We start from the raw sequence: 19434 nt of genomic DNA on the forward strand, positions 1-19434 counted from the left end.
CACAACGGATATCCGAGCGATTCGGTTCCCACGGGCCCTTACCCTGTTAGTGCTATGACTTCCCAGACACCGCAGCGCTCCGCGGGCCCCGAGAAGGCGGCCCGACCCCTCCGTGTCCTGGCCGCCATGTCCGGCGGCGTGGACTCCGCCGTCGCCGCGGCCCGCGCCGCCGAAGCGGGCCATGACGTGACCGGCGTGCATCTCGCGCTCTCGGCGAACCCGCAATCGTTCCGCACCGGCGCCCGAGGCTGCTGCACCATCGAGGACTCCCGCGACGCGCGCCGCGCGGCGGACGTCATCGGGATCCCGTTCTACGTCTGGGACCTCGCCGACCGCTTCCGCGAGGACGTGGTGGAGGACTTCATCGCGGAGTACGAGGCCGGCCGCACGCCGAACCCGTGCCTGCGCTGCAACGAAAAGATCAAGTTCGCCGCGCTCCTCGACAAGGCGCTCGCCCTCGGCTTCGACGCGGTCTGCACGGGCCACTACGCGCAGGTGATCGTCAACGGGAACGGCGACCGCGAGCTGCACCGCGCCGCCGACATGGCCAAGGACCAGAGCTACGTCCTCGGCGTCCTGGACGACCGGCAGCTCGCCCACGCGATGTTCCCGCTGGGCGACACGGAGACGACCAAGGAAGAGATCCGCGCGGAGGCGGAGCGCCGCGACCTGGCGGTCGCCAAGAAGCCCGACTCCCACGACATCTGCTTCATCGCCGACGGCGACACCCAGGGCTTCCTCGCGAACCGGCTCGGCAAGGCGGAGGGCGACATCGTCGACGAGTCGGGCGACAAGCTCGGCACCCACGAAGGCGCCTTCGGCTACACGATCGGCCAGCGCAAGGGCCTGCGCATCGGCAGGCCCGCCCCCGACGGCAAGCCGCGCTACGTCCTGGACATCTCCCCGGTGGACAACACGGTGACGGTGGGCCCGGTGGAGGCACTCGACGTGACCGCCCTCACCGCCATCAAGCCCCGCTGGTGCGGCGCGGCACCCTCCGGACCCGGCACGTACACGGCGCAGCTGCGCGCGCACGGCGGCGAGACCGAGGTGTCGGCGGAGCTGGTGGACGACGAACTCCAGGTCCGCTTCACGGAGGCCGTCCGCGGCGTCGCCCCGGGCCAGGCGATCGTGCTGTACGACGGCACGCGCGTGGTGGGCTCGGCGACGATCGCCACTACGGAGCGGGCCGCGGCGGTCGCCTAGCCGCGCCCCTGCAGGTAGTACTGCAGTACGGCACCCAGCTGACCGCACCACTCGGACACCTGCGCCTTCTTCCGGGCCTGCACCGCGCACGTGTAGACGGCGCCGTCCACCATCGCCGCCGTCACGAACACCCCGGACGGCATCGGCTGGAAGTGCGCCGTCTGCACGTGCGTCCACGGCAGGTCGATGGCGTGCGGACCCTGCTCGAAGTGCAGCCCGTCCGCGTCCACGACCATGCCGTTGTGCTTGTCGGCGGCCACGAACTCGGGACCGGCGGCCGCGGCCGGGGGACCGGGCGCGAACTGCGGCGGATGAGCGGGCGGCGGCGGGGCCGCCGGTGGGTGCGGCGGAGGCGCCGGCGCGAACGGCGGCGGGGGACCGCCGAACCCGCCCGTCGGAACGTCCTGCTGCCCGTCTCCGTGAGCCATGTCCGCCTCACCCTCCGTCTTGCTCTGCCGTACCTCCTCATTCGACCACGCGCGCGTGGTTATGCGGCGTCGACCTGCGTCTCGTAGAAGCACAGGTGGTCCTTGACGGCGGCCACCTCGGCCTTCGGCTCCGGATACGCCCACACCAGGTCCTGCGCACCGGGCAGCGACCAGTAGGAGGCGTCGCCCTTGAAGGGACAGTGCGTAGTCGTGTTCGAGGGCGTAAGCAGCTCGGTCCGTACGTCCTCCGGCGGCAGGTAGTACCGCACCGGACAACCGGTCTCCTTGAGCACCAGCGGCCGCGAGCTCTCGGCGACCACCTGCCCGTCATGGACGACCCGCACGTGCTCGGAGCCCTGCTCGACCGTGATCGTGTGTCCTTGAGTCATACGTGTGTCAGCGCTCACAGCGGGCGGGTTCTTCCCGGCGCGACCGCAACTCTTGGAAGGATCAAGGCCTACGAGAGGATCGCCATGGCACTCGACCCCACCGACCGGACCGCCATCACCGAACTGCTCTCCCTGCACGGCCACTTGATCGACTCCGGCGAACTGGATCGACTGGACGAGCTCTTCACCCCGGACGTCGTCTACGACATCTCGGACTTCGGGCAGCCGCCTCTCCACGGCCCGGCCGCCATCAAGGACGCCGCGCTCGCCCTCGGCGCGGGCAACCCGGTCGCCCACCACATCACGAACGTCGTCCTGACCGAAGTCGCCGCGGACCGCGTGCACGCCCTGTCCAAGGGCATCGGCATCAATACGGACGGCACCACTGGCAGCGCGACCTACGAGGACACCGTGGTGCGCGGAGCGGACGGATGGCGGATCGCCCGCCGCAAGATCATCGCGCGCCGGGTGCCGCTCGGCGGCCGGTGACGTGGCGGCCCGGCTGTCAGTGGCGGGCCGTACGGTAGATGGCATGAACATCTGTGTCTTTCTCTCCGCCGCCGATCTCGACGAGCGCTACACCCGGCCCGCCCGTGAATTCGCCGAGCTGCTCGGCAAGGGTGGGCACACGCTCGTGTGGGGCGGTTCGGAGAGTGGGCTCATGAAGGTCGTCGCCGACGGGGTGGCGGAGTCCGGTGGGCGGCTGACCGGAGTGTCCGTGGACTTCCTCGCGGCCAAGGCGCGCGTCGTGGCCGAGCCCGACCAGATGGTGATCGCCAAGGACCTCGCGGAGCGCAAGGCGCTGCTCCTGGAGAAGTCCGACGCCGTCGTGATCATGGTGGGTGGCACGGGGACGCTCGACGAGGCGACCGAGATCCTTGAGCTGAAGAAGCACGGGAAGACCGACAAGCCGATCGTGCTGCTCAACTCCGCGGGCTTCTACGACGGTCTGAAGGAACAGTTCCGGCGCATGGAGGACGAGGGCTTCCTTCCGATCCCCCTCACTGACCTCGTGTTCTTCGCCGAGGAGCCGGTCGGCGCCCTGGCCTACCTCGAAGAGTCGCGCGGCGTCGAGTAGTGCGAGCATGGCGGGCATGGCTACACATGTGATCACCGGCGCCGGTTCCGGAATCGGCGCCGCCGTCGCCCGCCGCCTCCACGAGCGCGGGGACGAAATCGTCCTCCACGCGCGCGACGCGGGCCGCGCCAAGGAGCTCGCCGCACAATTCCCGGGCGCCCGGACGCTCGTCGGCGACCTCGCGGACCCGGACAAGCTGTCCTGGGCCTTCTCGCACCAGACGCTGCCCGACCGCATCGACTCGCTGCTGCACATCGCCGGCATCGTCGACCTGGGCAAGGTCGGCGAGCTCACCCCGAAGTCGTGGCGCCACCAGCTCAACGTCAACCTCATCGCCCCGGCCGAGCTGACCCGCCACTTCCTGCCCCAACTCCGCCTCGCCCAGGGGCACGTGCTCTTCGTGAACTCCGGCGCCGGGCTCAACGCCAACGCCGACTGGTCCGCGTACGCCGCCTCCAAGCACGGCCTCAAGGCGCTCGCCGACTCGCTGCGCCAGGAGGAGCACGGCAACGGGGTGCGGGTCACCTCCGTGTACCCGGGCCGCACCGCCAGCCCCATGCAGGCCAAGGTGCACCACCAGGAGGGCAAGGAGTACGACGAGTCCCGCTGGATCGACCCCGAGTCGATGGCCACGACGATCGTGATGGCCCTCGACCTGCCGCGCGACGCCGAGGTCAACGACCTGACGGTGCGCCCCGGCCGCTGACGGCGCCGCCCGCTCGGCGGCCGGCGTTACGTACCCTTCCTGGGTGACTGACAAGAGCGACTTCAGGTGGGGGCCGGCCACGGGCGTCGGCTCGATGCCCGGTGGTGATGCCCGCGAGGCCGCCAGGACCGTGACCGGCAGCTTCGAGGGCCCGGAGCAGGGGATGCCGTTCCTCGCCGAGCTGCCCGCGCGCGGCCCCGGCGCCGACATGATCGGCCGTACGGCCGGAATGCTCGTCGACCTGTACGCGCGCGTGGAGCCCAGCGGCTGGCGGATCGGCGACCGGCCCGGCCGGGACACCAAGCGCGCCAGGTCCTGGCTCGGCGAGGACCTCGACGCGCTCGAGGAGTTCACGCAGGGGTACGAGGGCCCGCTCAAGGTGCAGGCCGTCGGGCCGTGGACGCTCGCCGCCGCACTGGAGCTGCGGAACGGCGAGTCCGCCCTCTCCGACCTCGGCGCGTGCCGCGACCTCGCCGCGTCCCTGGCCGAGGGGTTGCGCGAGCACCTCGCCGACGTACGCCGCCGGGTGCCCGGCGCCCAGTTGGTGCTGCAGCTCGACGAGCCCTCCCTCATCGCCGTGCTGCGCGGGCAGATCAAGACCGCCAGCGAATACCGCACGCACCGCGCCGTCGACCGCCAGCACGTCGAGAGCGCGCTGCGGGACGTCTTCTCCGTGCTCGAGGACGGGCCGCGCCTCGTCCACTCCTGCGCCTCCGATGTGCCGTTCGCCCTCCTGCGCCGGGCCGGCGCGGACGCGGTCTCCTTCGACTTCTCGCTGCTCACCGAGCGTGACGACGAGGTGATCGGGGAGTCCGTCGAGGCCGGCCTGCGACTCGTCGCCGGTGTCGTGCCGGGAGTGGACGGCCCATTGTCAGACCCTGCCGGTAGCGTCATGGGTGTCAGGACGCTGTGGCGCAGGCTGGGGCTGAATCCGGGTTCTCTCGCGGACTCGGTGGTGCTCACGCCGTCGTGCGGACTCGCGGGTGCCTCGCCCGCGTACGCCCGCGCGGCACTCGCCCACTGCGTCCGGGCGGCGAGATCACTCGCGGACAACCCTGAGTGACCGTGGACGAAGGCGAACGGGAGGACGAGACGGTGGCTGACGAACTGCAGAGCGAGGGCACGGTGCCCGCCAAGGTGCGGGACGAGCACGCCCAGCTGGCGGAGCAGATCGAGGAGCACCGCTTCCGGTACTACGTGAACGACGCTCCGGTCGTCTCGGACGCCGAGTTCGACAAGCTCCTGCGCTCCGTGGAGGCGCTGGAGGAGAAGTACCCCGAGCTGCGTACGCCGGACTCGCCGACCCAGAAGGTCGCGGGACAGTACGAGACGGAGTTCACGTCCGTCGAGCACCGCGAGCGCATGCTCTCGCTCGACAACGCTTTTGACGACGCCGAGTTGGCGGCCTGGGCCGACCGCGTCGCCAAGGACGTCGGCGCGCCCGGCTACCACTTCCTGTGCGAGCTGAAGATCGACGGCCTCGCGGTGAACCTGACGTACGAGGACGGGCGGCTGACCCGCGCGGCCACGCGTGGCGACGGCCGGGTCGGCGAGGACATCACGTCCAACGTCCGCACGATCACGGACATCCCGAACCGCCTGAAGGGCGACAACATCCCGCCGCTCGTCGAGATCCGCGGCGAGGTCTTCTTCCCCATGGACAAGTTCGAGGAGCTGAACGCCCGGCTCGTCGAGGCGGGCGACAAGCCCTTCGCCAACCCTCGTAACGCGGCGGCGGGTTCGCTGCGCCAGAAGGACCCGCGCGTCACCGCGACGCGCCCGCTGCACATGGTCGTGCACGGCATCGGCGCCCGCGAGGGCTTCGACATCGACCGCCTCTCGGAGGCCTACGACCTGCTGCGCGAGTGGGGCCTGCCGACCACCAAGTACAGCAAGGTCGTCGAAGACCTCGAAGGCGTACGGAAGTTCATCGCGTACTACGGAGAGAACCGCCACTCCGTGGACCACGAGATCGACGGCGCGGTCATCAAGCTCGACGAGATCCGGCTGCAGGGCCGCCTCGGCTCCACGGCGCGCGCCCCGCGCTGGGCGATCGCCTGGAAGTTCCCGCCCGAAGAGGTCAACACCAAGCTGATCAACATCCGCGTGGGCGTGGGCCGCACGGGCCGCGTGACGCCGTACGCGCAGGTGGAGCCGGTCACCGTGGCGGGCTCCGAGGTCGAGTTCGCGACGCTGCACAACCAGGAGATCGTCAAGAAGAAGGGCGTCTTCATCGGGGACACGGTCGTCATCCGCAAGGCCGGTGACGTCATCCCCGAGATCCTCGGCCCCGTCGCCGACCTCCGGGACGGCAGCGAGTACGAGTTCGTGATGCCCGCCGAGTGCCCCGAGTGCGGCACCCCGCTGCGGGCCATGAAGGAGGGCGACATCGACCTCCGGTGCCCCAACGCCCGCACGTGCCCGGCCCAGTTGCGCGAGCGCCTCTTCTACCTGGGCGGCCGCCAGAGCCTGGACATCGAGAACTTCGGGTACGTCGCCGCGGCCGCGCTCACCGGGCCGCTCGAGCCGGCGCAGCCGCCGCTCACGGACGAGGGCGACCTGTTCAGCCTCACGATGGACCAGCTCCTGCCCATCAAGGCGTACGTCCTCGACCAGGACAGTGGACTGCCCAAGCGCGATCCGAAGACGGGCGAGGAGAAGATCGCGGACATCTTCGCCACGAAGGCGGGAGAGCCGCGCAAGAACGCCGTCTCGATGCTGGAGCACATCGAGGCGGCCAAGAGCCGCCCGCTGGCCCGGGTCATCAACGGCCTTTCGATCCGTCATGTCGGCCCGGTCGCCGCCGAAGCGCTCGCGCGCGAGTTCCGCTCCATCGACCGCATCGACCAGGCCACCGAGGAGGAGCTCGCCGCGACGGACGGCGTGGGCGGGATCATCGCCACCTCCGTGAAGCAGTGGTTCGCCGAGGACTGGCATCGGGAGATTCTGCGGAAATGGCGTGAGGCCGGTGTGAGGATGGAGGAGGAAGGGGCCGGTGAGGACGAAGGCCCGCGCCCCCTCGAAGGACTCACGGTCGTGGTCACCGGAACGCTGCAGAACTTCACGCGGGATGGCGCAAAAGAGGCCCTGCAGACCAGAGGTGCCAAGGTCACGGGTTCCGTTTCCAAGAAGACGTCCTTCGTGGTCGTGGGGGACAACCCCGGCTCCAAGTACGACAAGGCCATGCAGGTCAAGGTTCCGGTTCTGGACGAGGACGGGTTCGTCGTGCTGCTGGAACAGGGGCCCGAGGCCGCCGCTGACGTGGCGCTTCCCCCGGAGCAGGAGGCCGGCGAGTAGCGGCCGGGAGTCACCCGATCGGCGCATACCAGACGCAGACGGAACGCCGGGGTCATTCGGGCAACCGTGCCCGGGCGCGTCCGTCTGGTGCCCGTGGAAGCCTTCTGCGGCCTACTGTTGAGGTGTGCGGCTGCCGAGTCCTGCTGCGGATGGGGCGAATCCTCGCTCACTCGAAGCGAGGAGAGCGGGCAGCGGACGCAGGCACCGCCGGCAGTGAGAGGGACGGGAATGGAACCGACCGAGAGCGCCGCCCCGGACTCACGCCTGCGCCCGCGTCGACGCGCGCGGCGCGATACGGCACCGCGCCCCGACTGCGGCGACGGAGTCGACGGCAGCGAAAGCGGTCACGGGGAGAGCGAGCGCGGTGGTGTGGTGAACTGGCGCAAATGGTGGCGTGCGGCCGGATTCGGTGCCGACCGGACGGGCGGGACCCCGGTCCCCGGCGCGTCCGGTCCCGAAGTGGCGGGCCACGAAGGGCTGCTGAGGCGCGGAGCGAAGGATCGCCCTGCGGACAGCGGCAGTTCGATCGACATCCACACCGCGGCAGGACCGGAGCAGCCCGCCCCGGCCCGGCCCCGAGGCATGGACGAGCCCCTGCGCAGCCTGCCGGCCCGCCCCCCGAGGTCCGAAGGCGCACCCGGCGTGCGCATATCCGGTGACCGGGCGACGGGCGGCGGGGAGTCCAACGGCTTCAGGACCGGCGCGCGTCCGCAGGGCGACACCAACTCCCCGACCGGCGACCGCGTGCGTGACGGCCGAGGAGTCGTGTCCGGGCGCGCCGTGGCTCCCGGCAGGGCCCAGGGCCCGCTCCCCGGGACCGCCCCCGCGGGCGGCCGGGTCGGAATGGCGACACCCGCGCGCAATCAGTACGCGGGGCAGGGGGAGACATCGCGGGCCGCGCTCGTGCCGCTGCTGCCCGGCGTGGTGGTGGCGCTCGCCGCCGTGGTGCTCGGCGGCGGTTTCTACTGGTCGCTCCGGCAGGGGCACGCGCTCTTCCCGTCCGGCACGGTCGGCTGGTGCCTCGCGATCCTGACCGGGATCATCGTCGGCCACCTCGTCGCGCTCGGCCGCGACCGCTGGTGGGGCGGCACCGGATCCGGCGCGGCCCTCACCCTCGCCGTGCTGCTCCTGTACGGCTGGGTGCCCGCGGGCATGGTCAGCCTCACGGTCGTCGTCCTCGTCGGCATCGCCCGCAGGCACCGCTGGCGCCAGGGCCTGTTGCACGGGGCGATCGACATCCTCGGCATCGGAGCGGGCGCCCTCGTCCTCGCCGCGTTCGGCCGCGTGCCGTCCGTCGAGGCGCCGTGGAAGCCGGAGGGCTGGAGCATCTCGGCCGTGCCCGAGGTGGCCCTCGCGGCGTTCGCGTATCTGCTGATCACCCGCACTCTGCTCTGGTACGTGCATGCACCACCGAATTCGGGGCTGCCGACCGTCGCCCGCACAGCGCTCGTGCGGCAGGCCCTTGTCGCCGTCGCGCTGCTCGGGATCGCGCCGCTGATCTGCGTCGTCGCGATCGCCCTGCCGGTGCTGCTTCCGCTGTTCGCGATCCCGTTGATCGCGCTCGACTCCACGCTGTGGATCGCGCGGGCCCGCGCCGAGGAGCAACTGCGCGACCCGCTCACCGGTCTGCCGAACCGGCAGTGGCTACTGGAGCGGACCTGGAGCGCGCTCGACGACGCCGAGCGGATCGGGGTGCGCAGCGCGCTGATGCTGATCGACCTCGACCGGTTCCGTTCGGTGAACGACACGCTCGGCCACCTCGCCGGTGACCGGCTCCTGCTGCAGATCGCGGATCGGCTGAGAGCGGCACTGCCGCGCGGTGCGGAGGTCGCGCGCCTCGGCGGCGACGAGTTCGCCGTGCTGCTGCCTGTCGCCGACTCCACGACGTCCGCGACGCGCGTGGCCCGCAACCTCGTGGCGACCCTCGGTTCGCCTCTCGACCTGGACGGTCTGACCCTCGTACTGGAGGCGAGCGCGGGACTCGCCGTCTTCCCCGACCACGCGCTGGACGCCGAGGGGCTGCTGCGCCGGGCCGACGTCGCGATGTACCAGGCCAAGCGGGACCGCACCGGTGTGGAGGTCTACGAGTCGAAGCGGGACTCCAACACGCCCGACCGGCTCGGCCTGTTGGGCGATCTGCGGCGCGCGCTCGACGCGGGCGACGTAGAGCTGCACTATCAGCCGAAGGTCCGGTTCGACGGGCACGTGGCGGGCCTGGAGGCGCTCGTACGGTGGGTGCACCCGGAGCGAGGAAAGGTCCCGCCGGACGAGTTCATCGCCATCGCCGAGTCCTCCGGGCTCATGCCGCATCTGACCGAGTACGTCCTGGAGACGGCGCTCGGACAGGTCGCGCGCTGGCGTGCGCAGGGGCTGCACGTGCCGGTCGCGGTCAACGTGTCGCCGCGTGATGTGCACACGCCCGGCTTCGCGGGAGCGGTCGCCGCGCGGCTCGCTCGGCACGGGGTCCCTGCCGGGTCGTTGCAGCTGGAGATAACGGAGCACGTGCTGCTCGAGGACCCGCAGCGGGCGGCGGACACCCTGGCGGGGCTTACGGGGCACGGCGTGAAGATGTCGCTCGACGACTTCGGCACTGGTTACTCGTCGCTGGTCCACCTGCGGCGGCTCCCGGTGAGCGAGTTGAAGATCGACCGGTCGTTCGTGGCCCGGCTCGCCGTGGACAACGAGGACGCGGAGATCGTGCGCTGCACCGTCGACCTGGCGCATTCGCTCGGCCTGCTGGTCGTGGCGGAGGGCGTCGAGGACGACGAGACGTGGGAGCGGCTGCGGGACCTGGGCTGCGATGCGGTGCAGGGGTGGCTGGTCGCCGCCGCGATGCCGCCCGACGAGACGACGGCGTGGCTCCGCGCGCGGGGCGATCGGGGCTGGCAACGGTTGCCCGCGGCGCTCCCGGCGGCCCCCGGCGACGAGTGCGGGCCTCTCGCCTGACGGTGCGCCCCAGTCACGGGTGGCCCACGCCACCGGCGGTGCGGGCCACCCGTGGCTGGGGTTTGCGCAGTTCCCCGCGCCCCCAAGATGCCCACCCGTAGGAGGCAGCGGCGCAGCCGCATGCCGTAAGGGGCGCGGGGAACTGCGCGCCCAGCCACGTCATACGTGCACCGGGGTGCGGCCCCACCCCGGCCCCGCAGGCCGGTCACCGGCCCGGAGGACCCGCACCGGGGCGCGGCCCCACCCCCCCCCCGCAGGCCGGTCACCGGCCCCGAGGACCCGCACCGGCATGCCGCCCCACCCCGCCCCCGCAAACCCGTTCCTCGGCACGGCTCCGCGCCCCATAGGATTGGGGCCAAACCGAGAACACGCACCCCGTGAGGATCCGCATGCCTGGCATCACGCGCGAGGAGGTCGCCCACCTCGCCCGGCTGGCGCGTCTGGAGCTGAAGCCCGAAGAGCTCGACCACTTCGCAGGCCAGCTCGACGACATCATCGGCGCGGTCGCCCGCGTCAGCGAAGTCGCCGACCAAGACGTACCGCCGACTTCGCACCCGCTGCCGCTGACGAACGTCATGCGCAAGGACGAGGTCCGTCCGTCGCTCACCCCCGAGCAGGCGCTCTCCGGCGCCCCGGCCCAGGAGCAGCAGCGTTTCAAGGTGCCGCAGATCCTGGGGGAGGACTAAACAGTCATGACGGACATCAACGTCAACATCATCAAGCTGACCGCCGCCGAGATCGCGGCGAAGATCGCTTCCGGCGAGCTCACCGCCGTCGAGGTCACCGAGGCCCACCTGGCCCGGATCGAGGCCGTCGACGAGAAGGTGAACGCCTTCCTGCACGTCGACCGTGACGGCGCCCTGAAGCAGGCCGCCGCCGTCGACGAGAAGCGGGCCAAGGGCGAGAAGCTCGGCCCGCTGGCCGGCGTCCCGCTCGCGCTGAAGGACATCTTCACCACGGAGGGGATCCCGACCACGGTCGGTTCGAAGATCCTCGAAGGGTGGATCCCGCCGTACGACGCGACGCTGGTCAAGAACCTGAAGGCCGCCGACGTCGTCATCCTCGGCAAGACCAACATGGACGAGTTCGCCATGGGGTCCAGCACCGAGAACAGCGCGTACGGGCCCACCGGCAACCCGTGGGACCTCACCCGGATCCCGGGCGGCTCCGGCGGCGGTTCCTCCGCCTCCCTCGCCGCGTACGAGGCCCCACTCGCCATCGGCACGGACACCGGCGGCTCGATCCGCCAGCCCGCGGCCGTCACCGGCACCGTCGGCGTCAAGCCGACCTACGGCGGCGTCTCCCGCTTCGGCATGGTCGCGTTCAGCTCCAGCCTCGACCAGGGTGGGCCCTGCGCCCGCACCGTCCTCGACGCCGCGCTCCTGCACGAGGCCATCGCCGGCCACGACCCGCTCGACTCCACGTCCATCGACGCCCCGGTCCCGGCGGTCGTCGAGGCCGCGAAGAACGGCAGCGTCCAGGGCATGCGCGTGGGCGTCGTCAAGCAGTTCCGCGGCGAGGGTTACCAGGCCGGTGTCGTGCAGCGCTTCGACGAGTCCGTCGAGCTGCTGAAGTCGCTGGGCGCCGAGATCGTCGAGCTGGACTGCCCGTCGTTCGACCTGGCCCTGTCGGCGTACTACCTGATCGCGCCGTCCGAGTGCTCCTCGAACCTCGCCCGGTTCGACGCCATGCGCTACGGCCTGCGCGTCGGCGACGACGGTTCGCACTCCGCCGAGGAGGTCACCGCGCTCACCCGCGAGGCCGGCTTCGGCGACGAGGTCAAGCGCCGCATCATCCTGGGCACGTACGCGCTGAGCTCCGGCTATTACGACGCGTACTACGGCAGCGCCCAGAAGGTGCGCACGCTCATCACCCAGGAGTTCGAGGCCGCGTTCGAGAGCGTGGACGTCATCGTCTCCCCGACGACGCCGACCACCGCCTTCCCGATCGGCGAGCGCGCCGACGACCCGATGGCGATGTATCTCGCGGACCTGTGCACGATTCCGACCAACCTGGCGGGGAACTCGGCGATGTCGCTGCCCTGCGGCCTGGCCCCCGAGGACGGGCTGCCGGTCGGCCTGCAGATCATCGCCCCCGCGATGAAGGACGACCGCCTGTACAAGGTGGGATCCGCCGTAGAGGCCGCTTTCGTGGAAAAGTGGGGACACCCGCTGCTTGAGGAGGCTCCGTCGCTGTGAGTGCCATGGCAAAGAAGGCCAAGAACTTCAAGAAGTCCAAGACCGGCGTCTATGTCTCGCTGGCCAGCACTGCCTTCGGGGCGCTCAGCGTCGCGAAGCAGGCGAAGATGGCCCGCAACGACAACGACACCCTGCGGCTGGTCGACGCCGCCGTGTCCGCCGCCGCCATCGTCACCGGCATGGCAATCCTCTACCGGGAGCTCAAGCGCCTGGGCGACGACGACGTCCTGCTGGGCTGAGAGGGAAGTTTCAGAAATCGTGACTGCCACGACCACTTCCGAGCTGATGGGGTACGAGGACGCGCTCGCGTCGTACGACCCGGTCATGGGCCTTGAGGTCCACGTCGAGCTCGGCACGAAGACCAAGATGTTCTGCGGCTGCTCCACCGAGCTGAAGCAGGACGCCAACAGCCAGACCTGCCCGACCTGCCTCGGCCTGCCCGGCGCGCTGCCGGTCGTGAACGAGATCGGCATCGAGTCGGCCATCAAGATCGGCCTCGCGCTCAACTGCTCGATCGCCGAGTGGTGCCGCTTCGCCCGGAAGAACTACTTCTATCCGGACATGCCGAAGAACTTCCAGACCTCCCAGTACGACGAGCCGATCGCCTTCGACGGTTACCTCGACGTACAGCTGGAGGACGGCGAGGTCTTCCGCGTGGAGATCGAGCGCGCCCACATGGAGGAGGACACCGGCAAGTCGACGCACGTCGGCGGTGCCACGGGTCGTATCCAGGGCGCCTCGCACTCGCTGCTCGACTACAACCGCGCGGGCATCCCGCTCATCGAGATCGTCACCAAGCCCATCGAGGGCGCGGGCGAGCGGGCCCCCGAGGTCGCGAAGGCGTACGTCGCCGAGCTGCGCGAGGTCATCAAGGCGCTCGACGTGTCCGAGGCCCGGATGGACAAGGGCCAGATGCGCTGCGACGTGAACCTCTCCCTGCGGCCGCACGGCCGCGAGGAGTTCGGCACGCGCTCCGAGACGAAGAACGTGAACTCGCTGCGTTCCGTCGAGCGCGCCGCGCGGTACGAGATCATGCGGCACGCCGCGGTGCTGTCCTCCGGCGGATCGATCGTGCAGGAGACCCGTCACTTCCACGAGGAGGACGGCTCCACCACGTCGGGCCGCATCAAGGACAACGCCGAGGACTACCGGTACTTCCCGGAGCCCGACCTGGTGCCCGTCGCCCCGTCCCGCGAGTGGGTCGAGGCGCTGCGCGCCGAGCTCCCGGAGATGCCGCTCACGCAGCGCAACCGGCTGATCGAGGAGTGGGCCGTCAGCGCCCACGACATGCAGTCGATCCGCAACGCCGGTGCCATCGGCCCGATCGTCGCGACGATCAACGCCGGTGCCGACTCGGCGTCCGCCCGCAAGTGGTGGATGGGTGAGCTGGCCCGTTCCGCGAACGACCAGGGCGTCGAGCTGGGCGCGCTGCCGATCACTCCGGAGCAGGTGGCCCGCGTGTCCGAGCTGGTCGCCGCGGGTGACCTCAACGACAAGCTGGCCCGCCAGGTCATCGACGGCGTCCTCAAGGGCGAGGGCACGCCGGACGAGGTCGTCGAGAAGCGCGGCCTGAAGGTCGTCTCGGACGAGGGTGCGCTCACCACTGCCGTGGAGGAGGCGATCGCGGGCAACGCGGCGATCGCCGACAAGATCCGTGGTGGCAAGGTGGCGGCCGTCGGTGCGCTCGTGGGCGCCGTCATGAAGGCGACCCGGGGTCAGGCCGACGCGGCCCGCGTCAAGGAACTGATCCTGGAGAAGTTGGGCGTCAGCGAGGGCTGACAGCGCCTGGGCGGCGGTGCATCGGGTTGCCGGTGGGCCGCCGCCTCTTCGTGTCCGACGTCGCGGGGCTCCGCCCCGGACCCCGCTGCTCAAACGCCGCAGGGGCTTAAATTGCTCGTCTCCCTCGCCCTTCTCGCTGTCACGCTCGTTTTCGCGGTCCTGCGTCCCCGTAAGTGGCCGGAGGCCGTTGTTGCTGTGCCTGCGGCGGGGGTGGCCGTGGTTGCGGGGGAAGTGACGCCCGCCCACGCCTGGGCCGAGGTCCAGGAGCTGCTTCCGGTCGTCGGGTTTCTTGCCGGGATTCTGCTGCTGGCCCAACTGTGCGCCGACGAAGGCCTGTTCAGGGCGGCCGGTGACCTGGTCGCCCGGGCCTGTCACGGCAGCCCGAAGCGCATGCTCGGCGGGGTCTTCGCGGTGGCCGCCGGGATCACCGCCGTACTGAGCCTCGACGCCACCGTCGTCCTGCTCACCCCGGTCGTCTTCGCGACCGCGGCCCGGATCGGCGCACGCCCGCGCCCGCACGTCTACGCGAGCGCCCACCTCGCCAACTCGGCGTCCCTGCTGCTGCCCGTGTCGAACCTGACGAACCTGCTGGCCTTCGCGGCGAGCGGGCTCACGTTCACGCACTTCGCCGGGCTCATGGCGCTCCCGTGGCTGGTGGCGATCGGCATCGAGTACGTGGTGTTCCGCCGCTACTTCGCGCGCGACCTGGCCGCGCCCGCGCACGACCCCGACCCCGAAGAGCCGCCCGGCGTCCCGCTGTTCACCCTCACGGTGCTCGTGCTCACGCTCGCCGGATTCGTCGTCACGTCCTTCGCGGGCATCGAGCCGCTGTGGGCCGCTTTCGCGGGGGCCGCCGTTCTCGGGGCCCGGGCCCTCGCCCGCCGCCACAGCACCCCGGTGGAACTGCTCAAGGCGGCCAACCTGCCGTTCTGCCTCTTCGTTCTCGCGCTCGGTGTCGTGGTCAAGGCCGTGGTCGACAACGGGCTCGGGGACGCGATCGCCCGCGTTCTGCCGGACGGTTCGTCCCTGCCCGCGCTGCTCGCGATCGCCGGGGTCGCGGCACTCCTCTCCAACGTCATCAACAACCTGCCGGCGATCCTCGCCCTGCTCCCGGTCGTCGCCCCGATGGGCCCGGGACCGGTGCTCGCCGCCCTGATCGGCGTCAACCTCGGCCCCAACCTCACGTACGTCGGCTCCCTGGCGACCCTCCTGTGGCGGCGCATCGTGCACGACCACGGCACGGAGCCCGAGCTGGGCGAATTCACCCGCCTCGGCCTGCTCACGGTCCCCGCGACGCTGGCGGCGTCGACGGTGGCGCTGTGGGCCGTGCTCTCACTGTGAGTGCGCGCTTTGTTGCGACTGCGCCCCCTTGTGAGTAAGGACACGAAAGAGACAAAGGATCACTTCCGGCTGTAAGAGTGTCTCGTCATTGCTCATGTGTTCTTTGCGGTCGGTACACGCACCAAGCGGATGTTCCCGGACAAAGATCAACGAATGACTCAGGGAGCGCGTCCGTGGCCGCACTTGCCCGCTGGTGTGTCAGTCACCGGCTCGTGGTCGTCCTTCTGTGGTTGACCGCCCTTGTGGGCACGAGCGCCGCCGCGGCCGTCGCGGGATCCGCGTACTCGAACGACTACGAGGCGCCGGGTACGGAGTCGGGACGCGCCACGCAGCTCCTGAACGAGAACTTCTCGGGGCTCGGCGGCGACAGCGACACCGTCGTCTGGCACGTCGAGGGCTCCACCGTGCGCGCCGCCGACGTCGAGAAGACGATGAGCAACACCCTTGACGAGCTCGCCGGGCTCCCGGGCGTCGCGTCCGTCGGATCGCCGTACAAGGCCGGTGGCACGGGCGGGATCAGCGCCGACGGGCACACCGCGTACGCCACGGTCACCTTCGAGAAGCAGGCCGACGACATCCCGAAGGGGCAGGCGCAGGCCGTCGTCGACACCGCGCGGGCCGCCGAGGACGACGGGCCCGACGGGCTGGAGGTGGAGCTCGGCGGCAGCGCCGTCGCGCTCACCGAGTCGACCTCGGCCCATACGTCCGAGATCATCGGCGTCGTCGTCGCGGCCGTCGTGCTCTTCCTCGCCTTCGGCTCGCTCGCCGCGGCCGCGCTGCCCATCGCCACCGCGCTGGTGAGCGTCGGCACCGCGTACGCGGGGATCGTGCTGCTCGGGCACGCCATGACGGTGGCGGACTTCGCGCCGATGCTCGGCATGCTCGTCGGGCTCGGCGTCGGCATCGACTACGCGCTGTTCATCGTGACCCGGCACCGGAAGGGGTTGAAGCGGGGGCTTCCGGTGGCCGAGGCCGCCGAGCGGGCCGTCGCCACCACCGGGCGGGCCGTGGTGTTCGCCGGGGCCACCGTCTGCATCGCGCTGCTCGGCATGCTGATGCTGGGCCTGAGCTTCCTCAACGGCGTCGCCATCGCCGCCTCCGTGACCGTGCTGCTCACCGTCGCCGCGTCCGTGACGCTGCTGCCGGGGCTGCTCTCGTTCATCGGGATGCGGGCCCTGTCGCGGCGCGAGCGGCGGCGGCTCGCCGACCACGGGCCCGAACCCGAGCTGCCGACCGGGCTCGCCGCCCGCTGGGCCGCTTTCGTGGAGCGCCGGCCGAAGCTGCTCGGCGCGCTCGCCGTCGCCGTGATCGCGGTGCTCTCGCTGCCCACCTTCTTCCTCCACCTGGGCACGTCCGACCAGGGCAACGGTCCGGCGAGCAGCACCACCCGGCAGGCGTACGACCTCCTTGCCGACGGTTTCGGGCCCGGTGTGAACGGGCCGCTGACGCTCGTCACCCAGGTCGACGGCGCCAAGGACAAGGCCGCGCTCGCGAAGCTGACGAGCGAGCTGCGGGCCACCGACGGGGTCGCCTCCGTCTCGCGTGTTACGTATAACGCGGACGACAGCGCCGCCCACGTCACCGTCGTGCCGACCTCCTCGCCGCAGTCCGAGCGGACCAGCGAGCTCGTCGACCGGCTGCGCGCCGACGTCGTGCCGGCCGCCGAAGCGGACAGCACCCTCGATGTGCAGGTCGGCGGCGTCACCGCGAGCTACGACGACTTCGCGGAGGTCATCGTCGGCAAGCTGCCCCTGTTCGTCGGGGTCGTGGTCGGCCTCGGGTGCGCGCTGCTCCTGCTCGCCTTCCGGTCCGTCGGGATCCCGCTCAAGGCCGCCGCGATGAACGTCGCCGCCGTGGCCGCGGCCTTCGGGGTCGTCGTCGCGATCTTCCAGTGGGGCTGGGGGAGCGAGCTCCTCGGGCTCGGGCGCTCCGGGCCCATCGAGCCCTTCCTCCCCGTGATCATGGTGTCGGTCCTCTTCGGGCTCTCCATGGACTACCAGGTGTTCCTCGTGAGCCGGATGTACGAGGAGTGGCTGGAGACCGGAGACAACCGGCGGGCCGTCCGGGTCGGGCTCGCCGAGACCAGCCGCGTGATCAACTCCGCCGCCGTGATCATGATCTCGGTGTTCCTGGCGTTCGTGCTCAGCGGGGACCGGGTGATCGCCATGTTCGGCATCGCGCTCGCCGTGGCCGTCGCCGTCGACGCGTTCATCCTCCGTACGCTCCTCGTCCCCGCCCTGATGCACATGCTCGGCGGCGCCAACTGGTGGCTGCCCACGTGGCTCGACCGGCGCCTGCCGCGCCTGAGCATCGAGCCGCCCGAGTGCCGCGCCGCCGCGGGTGCGAGGATCCCGGTGCAGCGCAGGGCCACGAACGGCGCGCTGGACGAGCTGGTGACGGAGGAGACCGATGTACGCGATCCCGCTGGGTGAGGACGGCGCCGCCGAACTGCGGCCCCTGGAGCCCTGGCACGCCGAGGAGTTCCTGGCCCACATGGACCGGGGCCGGGAGTTCATCGGGCAGTTCATTCCGTTCGGCGCCACGGCGACGGATCTCGCCTCCACGCGGGACCTGCTCCAGAAGCACGCCGACGCGACGGCCGCGGGCACGCGCGCGTACCACGGCATCTGGCTGGACGGAACGCTCGTGGGCGGCGTACTGGCGCTGAACTTCGACGCGGAGAACGGCAACTGCGAGGTCGGCTGCTGGCTGGAGCCGTCCGCCGCCGGGCGCGGTCTCATCACGCGCGCGATGCGGCACCTCATCGACTGGGCCGTCGAGGAACGCGGAATCCACCGGGTGGAGTGGGTCGCCGCGTCGGAGAACACCCCGAGTCTGAACGTGGCCCGGCGCCTCGGGTTCACGAAAGAGGGAGTGCTCCGGGAAAGTTTTCCCTGGCGCGGAAAGCGCCATGACAGGGAGGTTTGGTCCGTGCTCGCGCCCGAGTGGCGCAGCGCACGGAGCGGGCACAGGAAACGTTAAGACACTTCTCAGACTCCGTCCGTACGGTGCGCAGCATGACTACGAAGACTGAAGCGCAGCGCGACGCCGAGACGCGGGAGGAGGGCGCGGAGGTCACGACCTCCGAGGCGACCGAGGAGGCCACCGAGGCCGCCGGGAAGACCACGAAGGACGCCGAGGACACCAAGGGTGTCGAGGCCGCCGAGGACCAGGCTGCCGCGGACGACGCGGCCGCCGAGGCCGCCGCCGAGGCCGAGCTCGCGGCCCTCAAGGACCAGGACGAGAAGCCGTCCGGCATCGGCCAGGGCGCGGGCGCGATCGTCTCCGTGGCCCTCGGTGTCGTCGCGCTCAGCGGCAACTGGCTCGGCACGATCGCCTCGGCCCGCGCGCAGCTCAAGGGCCAGCTCACCACCGCGCAGAGCGCGGGCATCGCCAAGCAGATCTCCGCGATGTACGGCGAGGCCTGGCACTCCGCCGCCCTGGTCGGCGGCGCCTTCTCGCTCGTCGCCCTGCTGGTCGCCGCGGCCGTCCTGGCCCGGCCCGCGTTCGGCGCCCCCGGCAAGCCGCAGGCGCCGTGGATCAAGTCGACCGCCTGGGCGGGCTTCGCGGTCGGCGCCATCGGCCTGGTGCTCGCCGTCGCCAAGTACACCGACCTCATCCTCGGCATGCCCGGCACCAGCGGCTGAGGCACTTACATAAGGCGGCCGAGCCGCCTAAGGCACCCCGTGGGCCGCGTCTAAGGAGGCGCGGCCCACGAACATGCGGCACTCTCCCGATGTGCCGCACCCCCCTGGGAGACGAGAGTCGAGGCATCGCGGAAAACGCTCCGCGAGAACCGCAGAAATCGTCACCAGGGAGACGAGATGTTCGAGTACGAACTGCACCAGATCCGCTCCGCCGAACTCATCGAGGCGGCCGAGCGGTACCGCCTCGCACGCTTCGCCCGTACGCAGGCCAAGGCTCGCCGTGCGGAGCGTCGAGCGCAGCGCCAGGACGCCGAGGGGCCGGTGACTTCCGGCCACTCCCGCAGGCGCCGCGCCCCACGCACCGCGTGAGCCCCTCCGCCGGGTCGGGCGGCGCCAAAACCACTGCCCCGCTGTCAGAC

General features: G+C 71.0%; 18 protein-coding genes. 16 read left to right on the top strand and 2 right to left on the bottom strand.

The features are described 5' to 3' along the window. Nucleotides 1-54 precede the first annotated feature (54 nt). On the top strand, nucleotides 55-1206 hold the full coding sequence (mnmA, locus tag OHA73_RS29475; protein WP_266714352.1) for a tRNA 2-thiouridine(34) synthase MnmA: 1152 nt from the start codon (nucleotides 55-57) through the stop codon (nucleotides 1204-1206). Here the strand turns inward: mnmA and OHA73_RS29480 are convergent. Together OHA73_RS29480 and OHA73_RS29485 are read right to left on the bottom strand one after the other, a co-directional pair. Then, nucleotides 1203-1634, bottom strand: coding sequence for a hypothetical protein (locus tag OHA73_RS29480; RefSeq protein ID WP_267069157.1), 432 nt, complete (start codon nucleotides 1632-1634; stop codon nucleotides 1203-1205). The genes mnmA and OHA73_RS29480 overlap by 4 nt on opposite strands. Nucleotides 1635-1693: 59 nt before the next feature. Continuing rightward, entirely contained in the window at nucleotides 1694-2023 is a 330-nt protein-coding gene (locus OHA73_RS29485; RefSeq protein ID WP_267069156.1) for a DUF427 domain-containing protein, read from the bottom strand. An 84-nt stretch (nucleotides 2024-2107) separates the two neighbouring features. On the opposite strand from OHA73_RS29485, the gene OHA73_RS29490 reads away from it, so the two are divergent. The 15 genes from OHA73_RS29490 (at nucleotide 2108) to OHA73_RS29560 (ending at nucleotide 19384) form a co-directional block, all read left to right on the top strand. Beyond that, on the top strand, nucleotides 2108-2512 hold the full coding sequence (locus tag OHA73_RS29490; protein ID WP_267069155.1) for a nuclear transport factor 2 family protein: 405 nt from the start codon (nucleotides 2108-2110) through the stop codon (nucleotides 2510-2512). Between the two features lie 43 nt (nucleotides 2513-2555). Next, a complete protein-coding gene (locus OHA73_RS29495) occupies nucleotides 2556-3101 on the top strand; it encodes a TIGR00730 family Rossman fold protein (RefSeq protein WP_266714360.1) in 546 nt (181 codons plus the stop codon). Nucleotides 3102-3108: 7 nt separating this feature from the next. Continuing rightward, a complete protein-coding gene (locus OHA73_RS29500; RefSeq protein WP_327656545.1) occupies nucleotides 3109-3807 on the top strand; it encodes an SDR family oxidoreductase in 699 nt (232 codons plus the stop codon). Nucleotides 3808-3850: 43 nt separating this feature from the next. After that, nucleotides 3851-4870, top strand: coding sequence for a methionine synthase (locus OHA73_RS29505; RefSeq protein WP_327656546.1), 1020 nt, complete (start codon nucleotides 3851-3853; stop codon nucleotides 4868-4870). A 32-nt stretch (nucleotides 4871-4902) separates the two neighbouring features. Further along, complete coding sequence (gene ligA / locus OHA73_RS29510; RefSeq protein WP_327658548.1) at nucleotides 4903-7104, top strand: NAD-dependent DNA ligase LigA; 2202 nt, start codon at nucleotides 4903-4905, stop codon at nucleotides 7102-7104. Nucleotides 7105-7332: 228 nt separating this feature from the next. Then, nucleotides 7333-10050, top strand: a complete 2718-nt coding sequence (locus OHA73_RS29515; protein ID WP_327656547.1) for a putative bifunctional diguanylate cyclase/phosphodiesterase — start codon at nucleotides 7333-7335, stop codon at nucleotides 10048-10050. A 389-nt stretch (nucleotides 10051-10439) separates the two neighbouring features. Further along, the gene (gene gatC / locus OHA73_RS29520) at nucleotides 10440-10736 is read left to right on the top strand and encodes an Asp-tRNA(Asn)/Glu-tRNA(Gln) amidotransferase subunit GatC (RefSeq protein ID WP_016432511.1); all 297 of its coding nucleotides are present in this window, start codon (nucleotides 10440-10442) and stop codon (nucleotides 10734-10736) included. Between the two features lie 6 nt (nucleotides 10737-10742). Next, nucleotides 10743-12248, top strand: coding sequence for an Asp-tRNA(Asn)/Glu-tRNA(Gln) amidotransferase subunit GatA (gene gatA, locus OHA73_RS29525; RefSeq protein ID WP_267069153.1), 1506 nt, complete (start codon nucleotides 10743-10745; stop codon nucleotides 12246-12248). Between the two features lie 5 nt (nucleotides 12249-12253). Continuing rightward, a complete protein-coding gene (locus OHA73_RS29530) occupies nucleotides 12254-12487 on the top strand; it encodes a hypothetical protein (RefSeq protein WP_266718898.1) in 234 nt (77 codons plus the stop codon). A gap of 19 nt (nucleotides 12488-12506) precedes the next feature. Further along, the gene (gatB, locus tag OHA73_RS29535; protein ID WP_266714373.1) at nucleotides 12507-14027 is read left to right on the top strand and encodes an Asp-tRNA(Asn)/Glu-tRNA(Gln) amidotransferase subunit GatB; all 1521 of its coding nucleotides are present in this window, start codon (nucleotides 12507-12509) and stop codon (nucleotides 14025-14027) included. Nucleotides 14028-14138: 111 nt separating this feature from the next. Continuing rightward, nucleotides 14139-15368 (top strand): arsenic transporter, encoded by a 1230-nt coding sequence (locus tag OHA73_RS29540; protein WP_327656548.1) that lies wholly within the window; start codon nucleotides 14139-14141, stop codon nucleotides 15366-15368. A 173-nt stretch (nucleotides 15369-15541) separates the two neighbouring features. Next, the gene (locus OHA73_RS29545) at nucleotides 15542-17800 is read left to right on the top strand and encodes an MMPL family transporter (RefSeq protein ID WP_327656549.1); all 2259 of its coding nucleotides are present in this window, start codon (nucleotides 15542-15544) and stop codon (nucleotides 17798-17800) included. Then, nucleotides 17778-18350 carry a GNAT family N-acetyltransferase gene (locus OHA73_RS29550; RefSeq protein WP_266714379.1) on the top strand — a complete coding sequence of 191 codons (573 nt, stop codon included), beginning with the start codon at nucleotides 17778-17780 and terminating at the stop codon, nucleotides 18348-18350. The genes OHA73_RS29545 and OHA73_RS29550 overlap by 23 nt, the downstream gene beginning before the upstream one ends. A gap of 35 nt (nucleotides 18351-18385) precedes the next feature. Continuing rightward, complete coding sequence (locus tag OHA73_RS29555; protein WP_266714381.1) at nucleotides 18386-19015, top strand: hypothetical protein; 630 nt, start codon at nucleotides 18386-18388, stop codon at nucleotides 19013-19015. A gap of 177 nt (nucleotides 19016-19192) precedes the next feature. Next, nucleotides 19193-19384, top strand: a complete 192-nt coding sequence (locus tag OHA73_RS29560; RefSeq protein ID WP_267069150.1) for a hypothetical protein — start codon at nucleotides 19193-19195, stop codon at nucleotides 19382-19384. The last annotated feature ends 50 nt before the right edge of the window (nucleotides 19385-19434 follow it).

The sequence above is a fragment of the Streptomyces sp. NBC_00483 genome (assembly GCF_036013745.1).
GTDB lineage: Bacteria > Actinomycetota > Actinomycetes > Streptomycetales > Streptomycetaceae > Streptomyces.

Excerpts from the sequence above, each read along its gene's own strand:
- mnmA (WP_266714352.1), top strand. The coding sequence starts at position 55 with ATGACTTCCCAGACACCGCAGCGCTCCGCGGGCCCCGAGAAGGCGGCC.
- OHA73_RS29480 (WP_267069157.1), bottom strand. The coding sequence starts at position 1,634 with ATGGCTCACGGAGACGGGCAGCAGGACGTTCCGACGGGCGGGTTCGGC.
- OHA73_RS29485 (WP_267069156.1), bottom strand. The coding sequence starts at position 2,023 with ATGACTCAAGGACACACGATCACGGTCGAGCAGGGCTCCGAGCACGTG.
- OHA73_RS29490 (WP_267069155.1), top strand. The coding sequence starts at position 2,108 with ATGGCACTCGACCCCACCGACCGGACCGCCATCACCGAACTGCTCTCC.
- OHA73_RS29495 (WP_266714360.1), top strand. The coding sequence starts at position 2,556 with ATGAACATCTGTGTCTTTCTCTCCGCCGCCGATCTCGACGAGCGCTAC.
- OHA73_RS29500 (WP_327656545.1), top strand. The coding sequence starts at position 3,109 with ATGGCGGGCATGGCTACACATGTGATCACCGGCGCCGGTTCCGGAATC.
- OHA73_RS29515 (WP_327656547.1), top strand. The coding sequence starts at position 7,333 with ATGGAACCGACCGAGAGCGCCGCCCCGGACTCACGCCTGCGCCCGCGT.
- gatC (WP_016432511.1), top strand. The coding sequence starts at position 10,440 with ATGCCTGGCATCACGCGCGAGGAGGTCGCCCACCTCGCCCGGCTGGCG.
- gatA (WP_267069153.1), top strand. The coding sequence starts at position 10,743 with ATGACGGACATCAACGTCAACATCATCAAGCTGACCGCCGCCGAGATC.
- OHA73_RS29530 (WP_266718898.1), top strand. The coding sequence starts at position 12,254 with ATGGCAAAGAAGGCCAAGAACTTCAAGAAGTCCAAGACCGGCGTCTAT.
- OHA73_RS29550 (WP_266714379.1), top strand. The coding sequence starts at position 17,778 with ATGTACGCGATCCCGCTGGGTGAGGACGGCGCCGCCGAACTGCGGCCC.
- OHA73_RS29555 (WP_266714381.1), top strand. The coding sequence starts at position 18,386 with ATGACTACGAAGACTGAAGCGCAGCGCGACGCCGAGACGCGGGAGGAG.
- OHA73_RS29560 (WP_267069150.1), top strand. The coding sequence starts at position 19,193 with ATGTTCGAGTACGAACTGCACCAGATCCGCTCCGCCGAACTCATCGAG.